This window comes from Pseudosulfitobacter pseudonitzschiae, assembly GCF_002222635.1.
GTDB classification, from domain to species: Bacteria; Pseudomonadota; Alphaproteobacteria; order Rhodobacterales; family Rhodobacteraceae; genus Pseudosulfitobacter; species Pseudosulfitobacter pseudonitzschiae_A.
On sequence record NZ_CP022415.1, the window covers coordinates 665,085 to 681,430 of the forward strand.

At 61.6% G+C, this 16,346-nt stretch carries 14 protein-coding genes; 9 read left to right on the plus strand and 5 right to left on the minus strand.

The window, feature by feature from the left end; all coding sequences use genetic code 11:
- Positions 1-74: 74 nt before the first annotated feature.
- On the minus strand, positions 75-290 hold the full coding sequence (locus SULPSESMR1_RS03110; RefSeq protein WP_240311281.1) for a DUF1127 domain-containing protein: 216 nt from the start codon (positions 288-290) through the stop codon (positions 75-77).
- Between the two features lie 124 nt (positions 291-414).
- On the opposite strand from SULPSESMR1_RS03110, the gene SULPSESMR1_RS03115 reads away from it, so the two are divergent.
- The 4 genes from SULPSESMR1_RS03115 to SULPSESMR1_RS03130 all read left to right on the plus strand — a co-directional run bounded on the left by SULPSESMR1_RS03115 (position 415) and on the right by SULPSESMR1_RS03130 (position 4,258).
- The gene (locus tag SULPSESMR1_RS03115; protein ID WP_089419517.1) at positions 415-1,290 is read left to right on the plus strand and encodes a LysR family transcriptional regulator; all 876 of its coding nucleotides are present in this window, start codon (positions 415-417) and stop codon (positions 1,288-1,290) included.
- Between the two features lie 412 nt (positions 1,291-1,702).
- Positions 1,703-2,074, plus strand: coding sequence for a helix-turn-helix domain-containing protein (locus SULPSESMR1_RS03120; RefSeq protein ID WP_089419518.1), 372 nt, complete (start codon positions 1,703-1,705; stop codon positions 2,072-2,074).
- Positions 2,075-2,126: 52 nt separating this feature from the next.
- Positions 2,127-2,921, plus strand: a complete 795-nt coding sequence (locus SULPSESMR1_RS03125) for an inositol monophosphatase family protein (protein WP_089419519.1) — start codon at positions 2,127-2,129, stop codon at positions 2,919-2,921.
- Positions 2,918-4,258 carry an 8-oxoguanine deaminase gene (locus tag SULPSESMR1_RS03130; protein WP_089419520.1) on the plus strand — a complete coding sequence of 447 codons (1,341 nt, stop codon included), beginning with the start codon at positions 2,918-2,920 and terminating at the stop codon, positions 4,256-4,258. Before SULPSESMR1_RS03125 ends, SULPSESMR1_RS03130 begins: the two co-directional genes overlap by 4 nt.
- Positions 4,259-4,305: 47 nt before the next feature.
- On the opposite strand, the gene SULPSESMR1_RS03135 is transcribed toward SULPSESMR1_RS03130, so the two are convergent.
- Both SULPSESMR1_RS03135 and guaD read right to left on the minus strand, forming a co-directional pair.
- A complete protein-coding gene (locus SULPSESMR1_RS03135; protein WP_089419521.1) occupies positions 4,306-5,196 on the minus strand; it encodes a cation diffusion facilitator family transporter in 891 nt (296 codons plus the stop codon).
- 158 nt (positions 5,197-5,354) lie between these two features.
- Positions 5,355-6,641 (minus strand): guanine deaminase, encoded by a 1,287-nt coding sequence (guaD, locus tag SULPSESMR1_RS03140; RefSeq protein ID WP_089419522.1) that lies wholly within the window; start codon positions 6,639-6,641, stop codon positions 5,355-5,357.
- 115 nt (positions 6,642-6,756) lie between these two features.
- Here guaD and mgtE point away from each other — a divergent pair, with 115 nt between their 5' ends.
- From mgtE to SULPSESMR1_RS03165, 5 genes are all read left to right on the plus strand, one after another.
- The gene (mgtE, locus tag SULPSESMR1_RS03145; protein WP_089419523.1) at positions 6,757-8,166 is read left to right on the plus strand and encodes a magnesium transporter; all 1,410 of its coding nucleotides are present in this window, start codon (positions 6,757-6,759) and stop codon (positions 8,164-8,166) included.
- Entirely contained in the window at positions 8,163-8,717 is a 555-nt protein-coding gene (locus SULPSESMR1_RS03150; protein WP_089419524.1) for a 5-formyltetrahydrofolate cyclo-ligase, read from the plus strand. Before mgtE ends, SULPSESMR1_RS03150 begins: the two co-directional genes overlap by 4 nt.
- A 113-nt stretch (positions 8,718-8,830) precedes the next feature.
- Positions 8,831-9,655: a TIGR00282 family metallophosphoesterase gene (locus SULPSESMR1_RS03155; protein WP_089419525.1), complete on the plus strand. Its 825-nt coding sequence runs from the start codon at positions 8,831-8,833 to the stop codon at positions 9,653-9,655.
- 134 nt (positions 9,656-9,789) lie between these two features.
- Positions 9,790-11,568 (plus strand): SLC13 family permease, encoded by a 1,779-nt coding sequence (locus SULPSESMR1_RS03160; protein WP_089419526.1) that lies wholly within the window; start codon positions 9,790-9,792, stop codon positions 11,566-11,568.
- A 53-nt stretch (positions 11,569-11,621) separates the two neighbouring features.
- Positions 11,622-12,653, plus strand: a complete 1,032-nt coding sequence (locus SULPSESMR1_RS03165; protein ID WP_089419527.1) for an AI-2E family transporter — start codon at positions 11,622-11,624, stop codon at positions 12,651-12,653.
- Positions 12,654-12,663: 10 nt separating this feature from the next.
- Here the strand turns inward: SULPSESMR1_RS03165 and SULPSESMR1_RS03170 are convergent, their stop codons facing one another.
- Together SULPSESMR1_RS03170 and SULPSESMR1_RS03175 are read right to left on the minus strand one after the other, a co-directional pair.
- Positions 12,664-14,319 (minus strand): FAD-binding dehydrogenase, encoded by a 1,656-nt coding sequence (locus tag SULPSESMR1_RS03170; RefSeq protein ID WP_089419528.1) that lies wholly within the window; start codon positions 14,317-14,319, stop codon positions 12,664-12,666.
- 66 nt (positions 14,320-14,385) lie between these two features.
- Positions 14,386-16,158, minus strand: a complete 1,773-nt coding sequence (locus SULPSESMR1_RS03175) for an SLC13 family permease (RefSeq protein WP_089419529.1) — start codon at positions 16,156-16,158, stop codon at positions 14,386-14,388.
- Positions 16,159-16,346 lie beyond the last annotated feature (188 nt).

Below are 16,346 nucleotides of genomic sequence, written 5' to 3' on the forward strand. Positions count from 1 at the left end.
ATCGGGCCGCAAGCAGGCTATTTCAAGTGTTTTCGGAGCGTTATAGGTCGCTTTTTCGCGAGCTTCAGCGCAGATCAGTCTTTCCACGTCGCAGGCACGTCCCAGACGGGGCGTGTGGCTTCGTCGTGTGCCTCTTTTGCGGTCACGCCGATGTCTTCCAGCGCACGCGCGTCAAGCTGTGCAAGCGCGCGGCGCGAGCGCCACAGCGACAACAGGCTGGCGCGGCTGGGGCCGGCATCTCTGGTGCGGGTGAACAGGGTCGAGCGGGCGATCATATCGGTCATTGTCATGTCATTTGATCCTTCGGTACGTATGAAACGACGGGTTTCTATCAATTCTGTTGATGTATATGCCTATTCGTGTAACATTTTTAAAACGAATGTTTGTGCTGCATTACATCAAGGAGTGTGATGGATGAGGAATTTGGATATCACGACGTTGCGGTCTTTCGCCGCTGTGGCCGAAACTGGCGGCGTCACGCGGGCGGCGGGGTTTCTGCATCTGACGCAATCGGCGGTCTCTATGCAGTTGAAAAGACTGGAAGAAACGCTGGGGCTTGAGTTGCTCGACCGTTCGGGTCGGACCATCGCGCTGACCTCGGCGGGCGAGCAGTTGCTGGTCTATGCCAAACGCATGGTGGCACTGAACGACGAGGTGATCGTGCGGCTGACCGATCAGGCCTATGTCGGTACAATCCGGCTGGGTGTGCCCCATGACATCGTTTATCCGGCGATTCCCCGCGTGCTGAAACAGTTCAACGCGGCCTTTCCGCGGGTGCAGGTGCAACTGATCTCTTGCTATACAAAAGCGTTGAAGGCCGATTTTGGCAAAGGTGAAATCGACCTGATCCTGACAACCGAAACCTTTGTCGATGCGGGCGGCGAAACCCTGTGCGTCAAACCACTGTGCTGGCTGGGCGCGCCGGACGGGTCTGCATGGCGCCAGCGTCCGCTGAAGCTGGCCTTTGGGCGGCACTGCACCTTTCGTCCGCGCGTCATCGAACGGTTGGATAAGGCAGGCATTGATTGGGACGTGATCGTGGAAACCGACAGCGACCGCACCATCGAGGCCACCGTCAGCGCCGATCTGGCGATCAACACGATGATCGAGGGAACAGAGCCACCCCATCTTCAGCGGATTGACCACGGCGGCCACCTGCCGGACCTGCCTGCGCAGATGATCAATCTTTACGGTGCGACGCGATCGAAAAACATGGTGCATGACGCGCTCGCAGACCTGTTGCGACGTGCTTTTGGCAACGAAGAGCACACACGCCTGCGCGCGGTATAGTTGTTTGATCGGGCCGGAAATGGCCGCCAATCGACGGGTTCAACTGTGGGTTACAAGGGGCGCTGAAACCCTTCGGCTTCCCCAAGGGCAGCCGGACAGGTGCCGGTGACGCACTGCCCAAGTTTTTGATAAATTTTGCTTTCTGTGCTATCTTTGATGTCCGGTGACTTTGTCGCATTGTTCTCGGGTGACGTGCATTGCAAGGGGCAGCGTTTGAAGTGGGGTCATTGGTGCTAATCAAATTTCGACTTTTTGGAAAGATACTTAAGGTTGAGCGTTAGAAGTGTTGCTTTTGATGTGCAAATGCCTATTGTTTTTTTCCTGTAAACGAGTGTGAAATCCAAGCCTGAAAATGATCGGATCCAAGTGAGCCTCATCTTCGCCTGCATGGAATTTTCAAAGGAGGTTTTAGATGGCTCATAAAGTAGACGAGCACGTTGGAAAACGTATTCGCCAGCGTCGCTGGTTGGTTGGCATGACCCAACAAAAACTGGCCGAGATGGTCGGTATTAAATTTCAGCAAATTCAAAAGTATGAAACCGGTGCGAACCGCGTCAGCGCGTCCCGCCTGTGGGATATCGGCGAGGCGATGGGCGTCAACGTATCGTTTTTCTTCGAAGGGCTGGATGGTGATGTGGGGTCGAAACCTTCGGGCCGCTTTGTTCCCGGCGATTTGCTGGAAGACAAAGAAGCGATGGATCTTGTGCGCTCGTACTACGCCATCCCCAAAAACCAGCGCCGGCGTCTGTTCGAACTGGCCCGCGTGCTGAGTGACGTTGCATAAATCCTGACGGGATTGTCTTGCCTTGGGGCTGTCAAAATGGCACCTCGGCAGGATGACATACACCCATGATGCCCTTCTGGATGTGGCGCAGCAGCTGGCCGATGCCGCCCGCGCTGCGATCCTTCCCCATTTTCGCAACATCGGCCTGACAGCCGAAAACAAGCTGTCAGGCGGCTATGACCCCGTGACCATTGCCGACCGCGCCGCCGAAGAGGCGATGCGCGCGGTTCTGGCCGACCTGCGCCCCGACGACGCCATTCTGGGCGAAGAGTTCGGCGCCGTGGCTGGCTCCAGCGGGTTGACGTGGGTGCTGGACCCGATCGACGGCACGCGCGGCTTTGTTTCGGGTACGCCGACATGGGGCGTTCTGATCGCCGTGGGCGGCAAGGATGGCCCCGAAATCGGCATTATCGACCAGCCCTATATTGGCGAGCGTTTCATCGGCACACCCGAGGCCGCATGGGTCCACGGTCCCCAAGGTCGTGCGCCGTTGAAAACCCGCCCGCCGCGTCCGCTGTCGCAGGCCACCGTCTTTACCACCTTCCCCGAGGTCGGCACCCCTGCGGATGCCGCCGCGTTTGTCGACGTGGCGGGGCGCGCGCAACTGACGCGCTACGGGATGGATTGCTATGCCTATGCGCTGGTGGCCGCAGGTCAGGTCGATCTGGTGATCGAGGCAGGTTTGAACGCCTACGACATTCAGGCCCCCATCGCCGTGATTCAGGCCGCTGGCGGCATTGTCACCGACTGGCAGGGCGGACCCGTCCACAACGGGGGCCGCGCACTGGCTGCCGCCAACGCCGGGATTCACGCCGAAGCGCTGGCCATATTGGCCAAACACATATGACCGAGGTTCTGGTCAAAGGCGCGGATTGCATCCTGACAATGGACGACGACCGCCGCGAACTGGCCGGTGCCGACATCTTGCTGCGCAATGGCAGGATTGCAGGGGTGGGGCAGGAGCTGGAGACCTCCGGCGAAACCGTTCTGGCGGCGGGCTGTGTGGTCACACCCGGTTTGGTCAACACCCACCACCACCTTTACCAGACGCTGACCCGTGCCGTGCCCGGCGGTCAGGATGCGCTGTTGTTCGGCTGGCTGAAAACGCTCTATCCGATCTGGGCGCGGTTTACGCCGGACCATATGCACACCTCTGCGCAGGTGGGGCTGGCCGAACTGGCGCTGTCGGGCTGCACCTTGTCGTCCGATCACCTTTATCTTTACCCCAATGGCGCACGGCTTGAGGATACGATCCACGCCGCTGCCGAGCTGGGTCTGCGGTTCCATCCCACGCGCGGCTCTATGAGTATCGGGGAAAGTCTGGGTGGGCTGCCCCCTGACAATCTGGTCGAGCAAGAGGCCGCGATCCTCGAGGATTGCATCCGTGTGATCGACGCCTTTCACGACCCGTCCGAAGGGTCGATGTGTCGCGTGGGCCTTGCGCCCTGTTCGCCCTTTTCGGTCAGCACTGGCCTGATGCGAGACACTGCCCTTCTGGCCCGCGACAAAGGGGTGATGCTGCACACGCACTTGGCCGAAAACGAAGAAGACATCGCCTATAGCCTTGCGGCTTATGGCAAACGCCCCGGTGAATATGCACAGGATCTGGGCTGGACCGGGCCAGACGTCTGGCACGCGCATTGCGTCAAGCTGGACACATCCGAAATTGACCTGTTCGCCCGCACCCGTACCGGTGTGGCGCATTGCCCGTGTTCGAACTGCCGTCTGGGCAGCGGCATTGCCCCCGTGCGTGCCTTGCGCGATGCAGGTGTGCCGGTTGGGCTGGGCGTGGACGGATCGGCCAGCAATGACGCTGGCAATCTGGTGGCCGAGGCACGTCAGGCGATGTTGTTGCAGCGTGTCGCCAACGGCGCCGACGCCATGAGCGCGCGCGAAGCGCTCGAGATCGCCACCCGAGGCGGCGCCGACACTCTGAGCCGCCCCGATTGCGGTCGCATCGCAGTGGGCAAACGCGCCGATCTGGCGATCTGGGATGTCAGTGGTATTGCCAGTGCAGGCAGCTGGGATCCGGCGGCATTGCTGCTGGCGGGGCCGACGACGGTACGCGACCTGTTTGTCGAAGGCCGCCAGATCGTGCGCGACGGGCAAATCACGACGCTGGACATGGGCGCGGTCATTGCGCGGCAGAACACGCTTGCCCGTCAGCTGCAAGACGCGCTGTAGCTGGCGGCGCGGCATTCAAGGCGCACGGCCTGACCTTCGGGCCGTCGTTACAAATCCAGAATCAGCGCGCCGGATTCTTTGGCCTTGTGCTCTGGCTCGACGTGGATGGCGATATGCGTGACCTCCAGCGTCTCTTTAAGTGCTTTTTCGATCCGGTCACAGATTTCATGGGCTTCGAACACTGTCGTCTCTCCGGGCACCACAAGGTGGAAGTCGATAAAAATGGCTGAACCGGCGTGGCGTGTGCGCAGATCATGCGCCTCCATCGCGCCATTGGCCTCCGAGGCGATGACTTCGTGGATGCGGTTCATCATGGTTTCCGACACCGCTTCATCCATCAAACCGCTCAGCGATTCCCGAACGATTTTCCAACCCGACCACAGAATGTTGACGGCCACCAGCGAGGCAAGGATCGGGTCCAGAATCCACCATCCGGTCGCAACCGCCAAAAGCACGCCAACCGCCACGCCAATCGAAGTCAGAACATCGGTTACCAGATGTTTGCCGTCAGCGACCAAAGCAGGGGATTTATGTTTGCGCCCGTTCGAGATCAGCACCCACGCCCACAGGCCGTTGATGACAGTGGCCCCCAAATTCACCAAAAGCCCTTCGACGGGCGCATCCAGTGCGGCGGGGGTCATAAAGCCCTGAAATGCCTCGCGCAGGATCAAAAGTGCGGCAAGGATAATCATCACCCCTTCAAGCACAGCACTGAAAAATTCGGCCTTGTGATGGCCATAGGGGTGATCGGCGTCCGCAGGCTTGGCCGCAACGCGGATGGCAATCAGGGCGGCAAAGGCGGTCGCCACATTGACCGTGCTTTCCAGCGCATCCGACAAAAGCGCAACCGAGCCAGTCATCCAATAGGCGAGTGTTTTCAGCCCCAGAACGGCGAAGCCTATGAAGATACTGCCAATCGCAAGCTTGATCGTCGACATGACGGGAATCCTCGTTGCGCTTTGCGCATCTGATAAAGACTGCGCCTTAAAAGCTCAAGTGATTGACTTTGAAAGTGAAAATCACTCGCAACTGCGGATGCGGTTTTCCGGATGATCACACCACGCCGCATTCCGGTGGGCCTGCGCGGTCGCGTGCCTTAGGTCACAACCCGCCCGTTCACCCAAACCTGCGCCACCGCGCGGTCGTCACCCATCATGATGGTGGCAAACACTGCCTCCCAGATGTCTGACACATTTGCCGCCCGCTGCGCGATGGCAGGCGTCGAGGCAAGGTCGAGCACGCAAATATCCGCCTCATATCCGGCTGCCAACGTGCCGATGCGGTCGTGCAAGTGCAGGCTGCGCGCCGATCCTGCGGTGGCCAGCCACAGCAAATGCCGCGCGTGCAGCGGGGTGCCGCGCAACTGGCCGATCTCATAGGCGGCAGCCATTGTGCGCAGCATCGAAAACGAAGACCCGCCGCCGGTGTCCGTTGCCAGCCCGATCGCGATGCCGCGCGCAGCCAGCCCCGCCAGATCCATCAGCCCCGACCCGATAAAGGTGTTCGAGGTCGGGCAATGCACCACTGCGGCACCCACTTCTGCCAAGCGGTCAATCTCGCGCGGCTCCATGTGGATCGCGTGACCATAAACACCGTGCGCGCCCAATAGCCCGCGCGCTTCGTAGGTGTCCAGATAATCGCGGGCTTGCGGATAGAGGTCGCGCACCCATGCAATCTCGTCGACTTGTTCCGACAGATGCGTCTGCATTAGGCAATCGGGATGCTCGGCCCAAAGCGCGCCAAGCGCCTCAAGCTGTTCGGGGGTCGACGTGGGCGAAAACCGCGGTGTGATTGCATAGTGCGCGCGGCCCGTGCCGTGCCAGCGGGTCAGCAGCGCCTTGCTGTCGTCATAGGCACTTTGCGCGGTGTCGCGCAGGGTGTCGGGGGCGTTGCGGTCCATGCAGGTCTTGCCGGCCACGACGCGCATGTCGCGCGCCGCGGCTGCCTCGAAAAACGCATCGACGGATGCGGGGTGGATGGTGGCAAAGGAACACATCGTAGTGGTGCCGTGCGCCAGCGCCAGATCAAGATAGTCGCCCGAGACCCTGGCTGCGTAATCCGTATCGCCAAAGCGGGATTCTTCGGGGAAAGTATAGGTGTTCAGCCAGTCGATCAGCCGCTTGCCCCAGCTGGCGATGATGGCGGTTTGCGGGTAATGCACGTGCGCATCGACAAAACCGGGCAGGATCAGTCGGTTGGCGTGATCATGCACCTCGGCCTGCGGGGCCTGCGCACGCAGCCGATCGGCGGGGCCGGTTGCCGCAATGTGGTTGCCCTCGATCAGCACGCCGTGTCCGGCATGGATCTGCACCGCGTCCGCGTCGGCAAACGGGTCGCCGGTGGTCTTCAGCACATGGCCGGTCAAAAGGATTTGCTTGCTCATGTGGCGCACGATAAGCGGGTGGTCACAAAAGGTAAATTGACCTTTGGTCTTGCCGCACCATTGTGTACCAGAACACCCGCGCCTATTGTCGCGGACGCATTACGGGGGCCGGGCCATGTCAGACGAATTCGAACCGATCAAGGAAGAAGCCAAGATCGAAGAAGAGCGCTCTGACGAGGCATACGAACTGGACCGCAAAGCGGTCAGTGCGATTCTTTATGCGGTGGACATCGAGGATCAGGCCAAACTGATCGAGTTGATGGAACCGCTGCACCCGGCGGACATCGCCGACCTTCTGGAACAGGTGAACGCCTTTGACCGCACGCGGCTGATCCGGCTGTACGACCGTGAATTCGACGGTGATATCCTGTCGGAACTGGACGAAAGCATTCGCGACGAAGTGATTGCGGTGCTGACACCACAGGTGTTGACGCAGGCGGTGCGCGATCTGGACAGCGACGATGTGGTCGATCTGGTCGAAGACATGGACGACACCCAGCAGGGTGCGATCCTTGACGCGCTTGAAGATGCCGACAGGCTGGCCGTGCAGCAGGCGCTGTCCTACCCCGAATTTTCCGCCGGTCGCTTGATGCAGCGCGAAGTGGTGATGGCTCCCGAACACTGGACCGTGGGCGACGCCATCGACCATTTGCGCAACTCTTCCGAAGAGGATCTGCCGGACCAGTTCTATCATATCGTCGTGGTTGATCCGCGTCTGCACCCTGTTGGAAACGTAACGCTGGGCAAGTTGATGCGCTCGCGCCGCGAGGTGCCGCTGCTGGACATCGTGGAGCCGACATTTCAGGTGATACCGGCCACACAGGCCGAAAGCGACGTGGCCTATGCGTTCAACCAGTACCACCTGATCTCGGCCCCCGTTGTCGATGACGAAGGCCGCCTGATCGGTCTGATCACCATCGACGACGCGATGGCCGTTCTGGACGAGGAACACGAAGAAGACATCATGCGTCTGGCCGGTGTCGGTGAGGGGTCGCTGTCGGATCGTGTGGTCGAGACTACCAAACGGCGGATGCCGTGGCTGGCGGTCAACCTTGTGACCTCGATTGCCGCGTCGCTGGTGATTGCGCAATTCGAAATGGCAATTGCGCAGATCGTGGCGCTGGCCGTGCTGATGCCCATCGTGGCGTCGATGGGCGGCAACGCGGGCACCCAGTCGCTGACCGTGGCGGTGCGCGCGATTGCGACCAAAGACCTTACCGGTAGCAACGTCTGGCGGGTGATCCGGCGCGAGGTGCTGGTGGGGCTGGTCAATGGCATATTGTTCGCGGTGGTTATGGGCGTGGTCGGGCTGATCTGGTTCGGATCGCCTGCGCTGGGCTATGTGATCGCTGCGGCGATGGTGGTGAACATGGTGGTTGCCGGCTTTGCGGGAACGGTGATTCCGGTGATCCTCGACCGTGTGGGTGTGGACCCCGCGCTGGCCTCGGGCGCCTTTGTGACGACTGTGACCGATGTGGTCGGCTTTTTTGCCTTCCTCGGGCTGGCGGCGGCGGTCTTGCTGTGACGCTTGAGGCGCAAAAGGCGGCGGCGCGCACGGCGGCTTTTGCCCGACGCAAGGCGGCCTTTGCGGCGGCGGCCCCCGCAGCCTGTGGCGTGTTGTCGGAATTGTTGGCGGGGCATCGCGGTGTGCCGCTGGCTGGCTACGTTCCTATCCGCACCGAAATTGATCCGCTGCCTGCGATGGCCGAAGCATCGGCCTATGGCCCTGTGGGCGTGCCGGTGATCCAAGGGGCGGGGCTACCGTTGCAGTTCTCGGTCTGGGAACCCGACATGCTCCTGCGCGACGGGCCGTTCGGTGCGCGCGTGCCCGCGGCCGATGCGTGGATGGTGCCGCAGATTGTAATAGTGCCGCTGGTCGCCTTCGACCGGCGCGGCGGACGGTTGGGCTATGGGGGCGGATTTTACGACCGCACGCTGGAACGGTTGCGTGCGCGTGGTCCGGTGCTGGCTGTGGGCTTTGCCTTTGCCGCGCAAGAAGCGGACGCGCTGCCATTGGAACCGACGGACCAACCGTTGGACATGATCGTCACCGAAGCAGGCGTGATCACCTTCTGAGAGAGTGGCCGAGGGGGCTTTGCCCCCGCGCCTTTGGCGCTCCCCCAGGATATTTTTGGCCAAAAGAAGGTGGGGGGCTTGTTCGGGGGCTGTCGGGACGCATAAGAGGGCGCATGAAAATATTGTTCTTAGGCGATGTGATGGGCCGCGCAGGTCGGCAGGCGGTGTCAGACGGGCTTCCGAAGCTGCGTGCGGCGTGGAAACTGGATTTTGTCGTGGTCAACGGCGAAAACGCAACCTCTGGAATGGGGCTGTCGGCGGCGCACGCGCGCGCGATCCTTGAGGCCGGAGCGGATTGCGTGACGCTGGGCGATCACGCGTTCGACCAGAAGGATATGTTGCAGTTCTGTGAGGCAGAGCCGCGTATCATCCGTCCGTTGAACTTTTCCAAATCGGCCCCCGGTAAGGGCGCGCGTCTGTTCGAGGCACGCGGCGGGCGCAAGGTTCTGGTTTGTCAGGCGCTGGGGCAGGTATTTATGAAACGCCCGTTTGATGATCCGTTCTCGGCCACCGAGGCGGTGTTCCGCACCCACCCTCTGGGCGGTCAGGCGTCAGCGGTGATTGTCGATTTCCATTGCGAGGCGACCAGCGAGAAGATGGCGATGGGGCATTGGTGCGACGGGCGCGCGTCGCTGGTGGTGGGCACGCATACGCATGTGCCGACGGCGGATGCGATGATCTTGCGCAAGGGCACCGCCTATCTGACCGATGCGGGCATGTGCGGCGATTACGATAGCGTGATCGGCATGCAGCGCGACGAACCGTTGCGCCGTTTCATCACCGGCATGCCCAAAGAGCGGTTCTCGCCTGCGTTGGGCGAGGTGACCCTGTCGGGCGTCTATATCGAGACTGACGACAAGACCGGCAAGGCCACGCGGATCGAAATGGTCCGTCAGGGTGGGCGACTGCCGCCTGCGGGTCCTGCACCGATTGCCTGACAACCGGGCGTTGGTGCGGTGATTTGTCCACTTTGTTGATCTGACAAGCGTCGGGCACACGCATGTGCTTGCAGCCCTGCGCGTGATCGGCAAAAGTGTCCAACGGGCATTTTCACAAGGTAGAGCCGCCACATATGGGCCTTTTCCAACTTTCGCAGACCGGCAGTGCGGTTTTGACACTGACGATTGTCGGGATCATGTTCATCATGTTCCTGCGCGAGACCTTTCCGACCGAAGTTGTGGCGATTGCGGGGGCGGCCGTGATGCTGATCACCGGTGTACTGCCTTATGAAGCCGCGCGGTTGGTTCTGGCCAACCCTGCGCCGTGGACGATTGCGGCGATGTTCATCATCATGGGCGCACTTGTGCGCACCGGCGCACTGGATGCGTTCACCGGTCTTGCCAGCCGCCATGCGCGTACCAATCCGGCGCTGGCCATTGGATTGCTGATGGCCTTTGTGGTTGGTGCAAGCGCGATCGTCAGCAATACGCCGGTGGTTGTCGTGATGATTCCCGTGTTTATGCAAATCTCCAAAACGATGGGTATGAGCCCGTCCAAGCTGTTGATCCCGCTGAGCTATGCGGCGATCCTTGGCGGAACGCTGACCCTGATCGGGACATCTACCAACCTGCTGGTGGACGGCTCGGCGCGGGCCAACGGGATGGCGCCGTTTTCGATTTTCGAGGTGACGCCACTGGGTGCGATACTGGTGGTCTGGGGCATGATCTATCTGCGGTACGTCGCGCCGTGGCTGCTGCCCGACCGCGACAGCATGGCCAATCTGCTCAGCGACAAGCGCAAGATGAAGTTTTTCACCGAGGCCGTGATCCCCCCCGAAAGCAACCTGATCGGGCGCGAGGTGTCGGGCGTTCAATTGTTCAAGCGCGAAGGGGTGCGGCTGATCGACGTTGTGCGTGGCGACCTGTCGCTGCGGCGCAATCTGACCGCCGTGACCCTGCAGGTGGGCGACCGTGTGGTTTTGCGCACGCAGATGACGGAATTGCTAAGCCTGCAAAGCAACAAGGAACTCAAGCGCGTGGATCAGGTGTCTGCGGTGGAAACCCAGACGGTCGAGGTGCTGATCACGCCGGGCTGCAAGATGATCGGGCGTTCGCTGGGGTCTATGCGGCTGCGGCGTCGCTATGGCGTTTATACGCTGGCGGTACACCGGCGGAACCAGAACATCGGCCAACAACTGGACGATCTGGTGGTGCGTGTGGGCGATACGCTGCTGCTGGAAGGCGCGCAGGAAGACATCGCGCGGCTGGCATCGGATATGGATATGGTCGATGTCTCGCACCCCTCAAGCCGCGCGTTCCGGCGCGGCCACGCGCCGATTGCCGTGGGCGCGTTGATCGGTATCGTCGCACTGGCGGCCTTTGGTGTGGCTCCGATCCTGCTGCTGAGTGTGCTGGCCGTGGCGCTGGTGCTGATCACGCGCTGTATCGACGCAGACGAGGCGTTCGAATTTATCGACGGCAGCCTGCTGGCGCTGATCTTTTCCATGCTGGCAATTGGCGCCGCGCTTGAAGCGTCGGGCGCTGTGGCGTTGATTGCCAACGCGATCGCGCCTCTGATCGGTGATTTGCCGCCCTTCTTTATCATCTGGTCGATCTATCTGCTGACCAGCGTGCTGACCGAACTGGTCAGCAACAATGCGGTGGCGGTGGTGATGACGCCGATTGTCATCGGCCTGGGCGCGGCACTGGGCATTGATCCGCGCGCGCTGGTGGTGGCGGTGATGGTGGCGGCCAGCGCGTCCTTTGCCACGCCCATCGGCTATCAGACGAATATGCTGGTTTATGGCCCCGGCGGCTACAAGTTCACCGATTTCATGCGGGTTGGCATCCCGCTGAACCTGAGCGTGGGCGTGCTGGCGTCGGCGATCATTCCGTACATGTGGCCGTTGTAAGTGTGCGCGACGGGGTCGCCGGTCCAATAGATGTCGGGAAAGACGGGAAAACAATGCGAAACGTAACCTACGGAACCGCGCTGACGTTGATGCTGGGATGGCTGCTGTGGATCGGCAAGCCGGTGTTGCTGCCGGTGCTGGCCTCGGTGATCTCTGTCTATATCCTGTTGGCCGCAGCCGAGAGCATGAAACAACTGCCCATATTGGGCCGTCTGCCGGATTTGGTGCGGCGCGGCATGATCCTTGTGGTGTTTGCCCTGTTTGTGATCTTGCTGTTCATTCTGGTCATAAACAATCTGGCGCAGGTGGCCGCAGTGCTGCCGCGCTATGAGCAAAACCTTGAAAACCTGATCACCCGCAACGCCAGCCTGTTGGGGATCGAAGACGAACCGACATGGGCCAACGTGCGCAGCGTCACGTTGGATCAGATTGATTTCCGGTCATGGATTGCGCCCGCGCTGCTGTCCTTGCGCGGTTTTGGAACCACGCTGTTTCTTGTTGTGCTCTATGCCAGCTTTTTCATCGCAGAACGGGGGGCGATGACACGCAAAGTGGTTATGGCCATGGGCGGAGAAGAGGCCGGTGGCCGCGCGATTTCAGTGCTGTCGCGGATCAACGAGCGGATTGGGCAATACCTGCTCGTCAAGACCACGTTGAACGTGATCCTTGGGGCCATTTCCTATGTGATCATGCTGCTGCTGGGGATCGAATTTGCCCTGTTCTGGGCGGTGCTGATCGCCTTTTTGAACTATATCCCCTATATCGGCTCGCTCATTGGGGTGCTGTTTCCGGTCCTGCTCAGCCTTGCGCAATTTGGTACGCTAAGCATGACGGCAACGGTACTGGTGGCGCTGACAACGGCGCAGGTTGTGGTCGGGGCCTATCTTGAACCGCGCATGATGGGGCGGGCGTTCAACCTCAGCCCCTTTGTCGTGCTTCTGGCGCTGGCATTCTGGAGCACGCTCTGGGGCTTGCCCGGCGCGTTGCTGGCGGTTCCGCTGACGGCAAGTCTGGTGATCGTGCTGACCGAAATTCCGTCGGCACGCCCCATCGCGGTATTGCTGTCGGCCAACGGCAAGATCTGAGCGTTCGCGCCTAGCCAATCGCCTGCGACCGCCCCGCGTTGCGCCCCGAAAAGATGCAGCCCCCCAGAAACGTGCCCTCCAGCGCGTTGTAACCGTGATAGCCGCCGCCGCCAAAGCCTGCCACTTCGCCCGCTGCAAATAGACCCGGAACCGGTGCGCCATCCGCGCCAATCATCTGGCTGTCCAGGTTGGTTTGCAGCCCACCCAGCGTTTTGCGCGTCAGGACATGCAGTTTGACCGCGATCAGCGGGCCATTTGCCGGATCAAGAAACCTGTGCGGTTTCGCTGTGCGGATCAGCCTGTCGCCGCGATAGTGGCGGGCTGCATGTATTGCCATCATCTGCGCATCTTTGGAAAACGCATTGTCCACCTGCGCGTCGCGCGCCGCGATCTGGGCGCGCAGGGCGGCAGGGTCCAGCGGCACCTTTGCGATGCGGTTCATGCCTGCAACCAGCGTGTCCAGATCGTCAGCCACAACGAAATCGGCACCATGTTCCTTGAACGCCTCTACGGGGCCAGTGGCGCGTTTGCCGGACAGGATGCGCTGGCGGATCACCTCGCGCCAACTGCCGCTGGTAAAATCGGGGTTCTGTTCGGACCCCGACAGGGCGAATTCCTTTTTGATGATCTTCTGGGTCAGCACGAACCAGCTGTAGTCATATCCTGTGGCCAGAATCGCACGCAGGGTGCCCATGCTGTCAAAACCGGGCAGGGCGGGCGGCGCAAAGCGTTTGCCGGTGGCGTCGAACCACATCGACGACGGCCCCGGCAGGATACGGATGCCGTGAGCGGGCCAGATCGGATTCCAGTTCCTGACCCCTTCGGTATAGTGCCACATACGGTCGCCGTTGATGACGTGGCCGCCTGCCTGCTCGGAAATGGCGATCATGCGGCCATCCACATGCGCGGGCACACCTGCGATCATCTGCTCGGGTGCGGGGCCAAGCCGGTCGGTGGGCCATGCCTTGCGCACCATCTCGAAATTGCCACCGATGCCGCCCGATGTAACGATGACCGAGGCGGCCTTGAACGCAAAATCCCCCGCAGGGTCACGGTTGGTGGATACCCCGCGCGGGGCGGGGTCGTCTGTCAGCACCGTGCCGGACACACCGGTTGCCGCACCGTTGGTCATGTCGATGCGGTCCACTTGATGGCGGAACCTGAACACGATCAGCCCTGCGCCTTCGTGCTCCAGACAGCGGCGGGTGAAGTGTTCCAGCGTGCCGGGGCCGGTGCCCCATGTGATGTGAAAGCGCGGCACAGAATTGCCGTGCCCGTCGGCAAAACCGCCGCCGCGTTCGGCCCAGCCCACCACCGGAAACCAGCGCAGGCCCATCTTGTGCAGCCACGGACGCATCTCGCCTGCGGCAAAGTCGATATAGGCCTCGGCCCATTTGCGCGGCCACGCATCTTCGGGGCGATCAAACTGCGCGCTGCCCATCCAGTCGCCCAACGCCAGATCACGGCTGTCTCGGATGCCCATGCGGCGCTGTTCGGGGGTGTTGACCATGAACAGCCCGCCAAGGGACCAGAACGCCTGTCCCCCCAGACCGCTGCGCGGTTCCTGATCAACGACAATCACCCGCTTGCCCCGGTCGCCCAGCTCGGCCGCAGCGGCAAGGCCCGCCAGACCCGCGCCCACAATAATGGCGTCTGCGTGTTCCATGATGCTCTCCCTGAGAACAAGCGTAACCGTGGAGCGCGCCTTGATGCCAGCCTTTTCCTGCGTGTGCTACAGCGGCCAGAAGAACAGGATCGACGGGATCGACACGCAGATCACGATAACCTCCAGCGGCAGCCCCATCCGCCAGTAATCGCCAAAGCGATAGCCGCCGGGACCAAGGATCAGCGTGTTGTTCTTGTGCCCGATCGGCGTCAGAAACGCCGAAGAGGCCGCCACCGCGACCGCCATCAGGAACGGATCGGGCGACACACCCAGCGTCTGCGCCATCTGGATGCCCACAGGAGCCGCGACGATGGTGGTGGCGGTGTTGTTCAGCACGTCCGACAGGGTCATGGTGACCACCATCAGCACGCTCAGCACCACCCACGCGGGCATACCATCGGTCAGGTTCACCAACGCGCCCGAAATCAGCTGGGTGCCGCCGGATGTCTCAAGTGCCGCGCCCAGCGGTATCATCGACCCCAGCAGCACGATCACCGGCCATTCGATATGGGTGTAAAGTTCGGACAGGGGCACGATGCGCGTCAGAACATAGGCGGTGACCACAAGCCCCAAGGCAACAGGCAGGTAGACCAGCCCGAAGCTGGCGGCAGCAACAGCACCGGCGAACAGCCCGATGGCCAGCCAGACCTTGGAGTTTTCGGTGACCGCCAGACCGCGATCTGCCAGCGGCAGCACGCCCAGCCAGTCGGTGACGTGGCCCGCCGTGTCGCGCGGCACCAGCAGCAACAGGATGTCACCGGCCTGTAACTCGGTTTTGCGCAGTTCGGATGTGATCTTGCGGCCCTGACGGGAAATGCCCAGCAGCACGGTGCGCTGGCGCCATGCCAGCCCCACGGTTTGCGCGGAACGTCCATTCAACCGCGAGGCTTCGGGCACCACGACTTCGATGATCTCGACGCCTTCGCCATCGGCGTTCAGACGCTCTTCGCGGTCGGCATCGGCAAGTTTCAGGTTCAGCGTCGAGCGGAATTCGTCCAGCGCATCCGGTGTCGCCTCGATCACCAGCGCGTCACCGGCTTGCAGCGCCACGTTGCGCGACGAACCATAGCGCCGCTTGCCGTCACGGATCAGCCCGAGGATGGCCACATCGGCACCATCGGCGGCCTCTTGCAACTCGGCGATACGCTGGCCGACCAGCTTGCTTTCGTCGGGCACGATCAACTCGGCGATGTATTGCGAAATGTCTTCCTTGTTCAGCGTGGCGTCAGCGCGTGTGGGGATCAACCGCCACCCGATCAGTGCCACAAAGATCAGGCCGGCAATGGCCGCGATTCCGCCCACGGGGGCAAAGTCGAACATGCTGAACGGCGCGCCCAACGATTCCTGCCGGATCGAGGCGATGATGATGTTGGGCGGTGTGCCGATCAGCGTGGCCATACCGCCCAGAATGGTGGCAAAGCTCAAGGGCATCAGGCTCAGGCCCGGCTGGCGACCTGCCTTTCGCGATGTTTGGATATCAACCGGCATCAGCAGGGCCAGTGCTGCGACATTGTTCATAAATGCCGACAGCACACCGCCAACAGCTCCCATGATGGTGATATGCGCGCCCAGGCTGCGGCCCGAGTCGATCAGCGTGCGGGTGATCAACAACACAGCGCCAGAGCGGACCAGCCCCGTCGACACCACCAGCACCAGCGCCACGATCAGGGTCGCGGGATGCCCAAATCCGGAAAATGCGTCTTTTTCCGGGACCACGCCCAGCACGACGCCGGTCATCAGGGCGGCAAAGGCCACAAGGTCATAGCGGAAACGGCCCCAGAGCAGCAGCCCAAAGACGGCTCCGAAAAGCGTGAAGAGGATGATTTGATCTGTTGTCATGCGCGGCAACCTAGAACGGCGGCATGGTCACGGCCAGTGGTATTCGGCGGCCTTATGAGTGGGGCCAGCGGGTTGGCGCGTTGCCCGCCGCTGCGGACGCGCCTTGCCTGTAACCATGCGAACGGGACCGGCCCCCTCGTTTGCCAAGGCTTGCGGCCCACCCGCGTGGTGCACTATAGCAGCCGGAA

Excerpts from the sequence above, each read along its gene's own strand:
- SULPSESMR1_RS03110 (WP_240311281.1), bottom strand. The coding sequence starts at position 290 with ATGACAATGACCGATATGATCGCCCGCTCGACCCTGTTCACCCGCACC.
- SULPSESMR1_RS03115 (WP_089419517.1), top strand. The coding sequence starts at position 415 with ATGAGGAATTTGGATATCACGACGTTGCGGTCTTTCGCCGCTGTGGCC.
- SULPSESMR1_RS03120 (WP_089419518.1), top strand. The coding sequence starts at position 1,703 with ATGGCTCATAAAGTAGACGAGCACGTTGGAAAACGTATTCGCCAGCGT.
- SULPSESMR1_RS03125 (WP_089419519.1), top strand. The coding sequence starts at position 2,127 with ATGACATACACCCATGATGCCCTTCTGGATGTGGCGCAGCAGCTGGCC.
- SULPSESMR1_RS03130 (WP_089419520.1), top strand. The coding sequence starts at position 2,918 with ATGACCGAGGTTCTGGTCAAAGGCGCGGATTGCATCCTGACAATGGAC.
- SULPSESMR1_RS03135 (WP_089419521.1), bottom strand. The coding sequence starts at position 5,196 with ATGTCGACGATCAAGCTTGCGATTGGCAGTATCTTCATAGGCTTCGCC.
- guaD (WP_089419522.1), bottom strand. The coding sequence starts at position 6,641 with ATGAGCAAGCAAATCCTTTTGACCGGCCATGTGCTGAAGACCACCGGC.
- mgtE (WP_089419523.1), top strand. The coding sequence starts at position 6,757 with ATGTCAGACGAATTCGAACCGATCAAGGAAGAAGCCAAGATCGAAGAA.
- SULPSESMR1_RS03155 (WP_089419525.1), top strand. The coding sequence starts at position 8,831 with ATGAAAATATTGTTCTTAGGCGATGTGATGGGCCGCGCAGGTCGGCAG.
- SULPSESMR1_RS03160 (WP_089419526.1), top strand. The coding sequence starts at position 9,790 with ATGGGCCTTTTCCAACTTTCGCAGACCGGCAGTGCGGTTTTGACACTG.
- SULPSESMR1_RS03165 (WP_089419527.1), top strand. The coding sequence starts at position 11,622 with ATGCGAAACGTAACCTACGGAACCGCGCTGACGTTGATGCTGGGATGG.
- SULPSESMR1_RS03170 (WP_089419528.1), bottom strand. The coding sequence starts at position 14,319 with ATGGAACACGCAGACGCCATTATTGTGGGCGCGGGTCTGGCGGGCCTT.
- SULPSESMR1_RS03175 (WP_089419529.1), bottom strand. The coding sequence starts at position 16,158 with ATGACAACAGATCAAATCATCCTCTTCACGCTTTTCGGAGCCGTCTTT.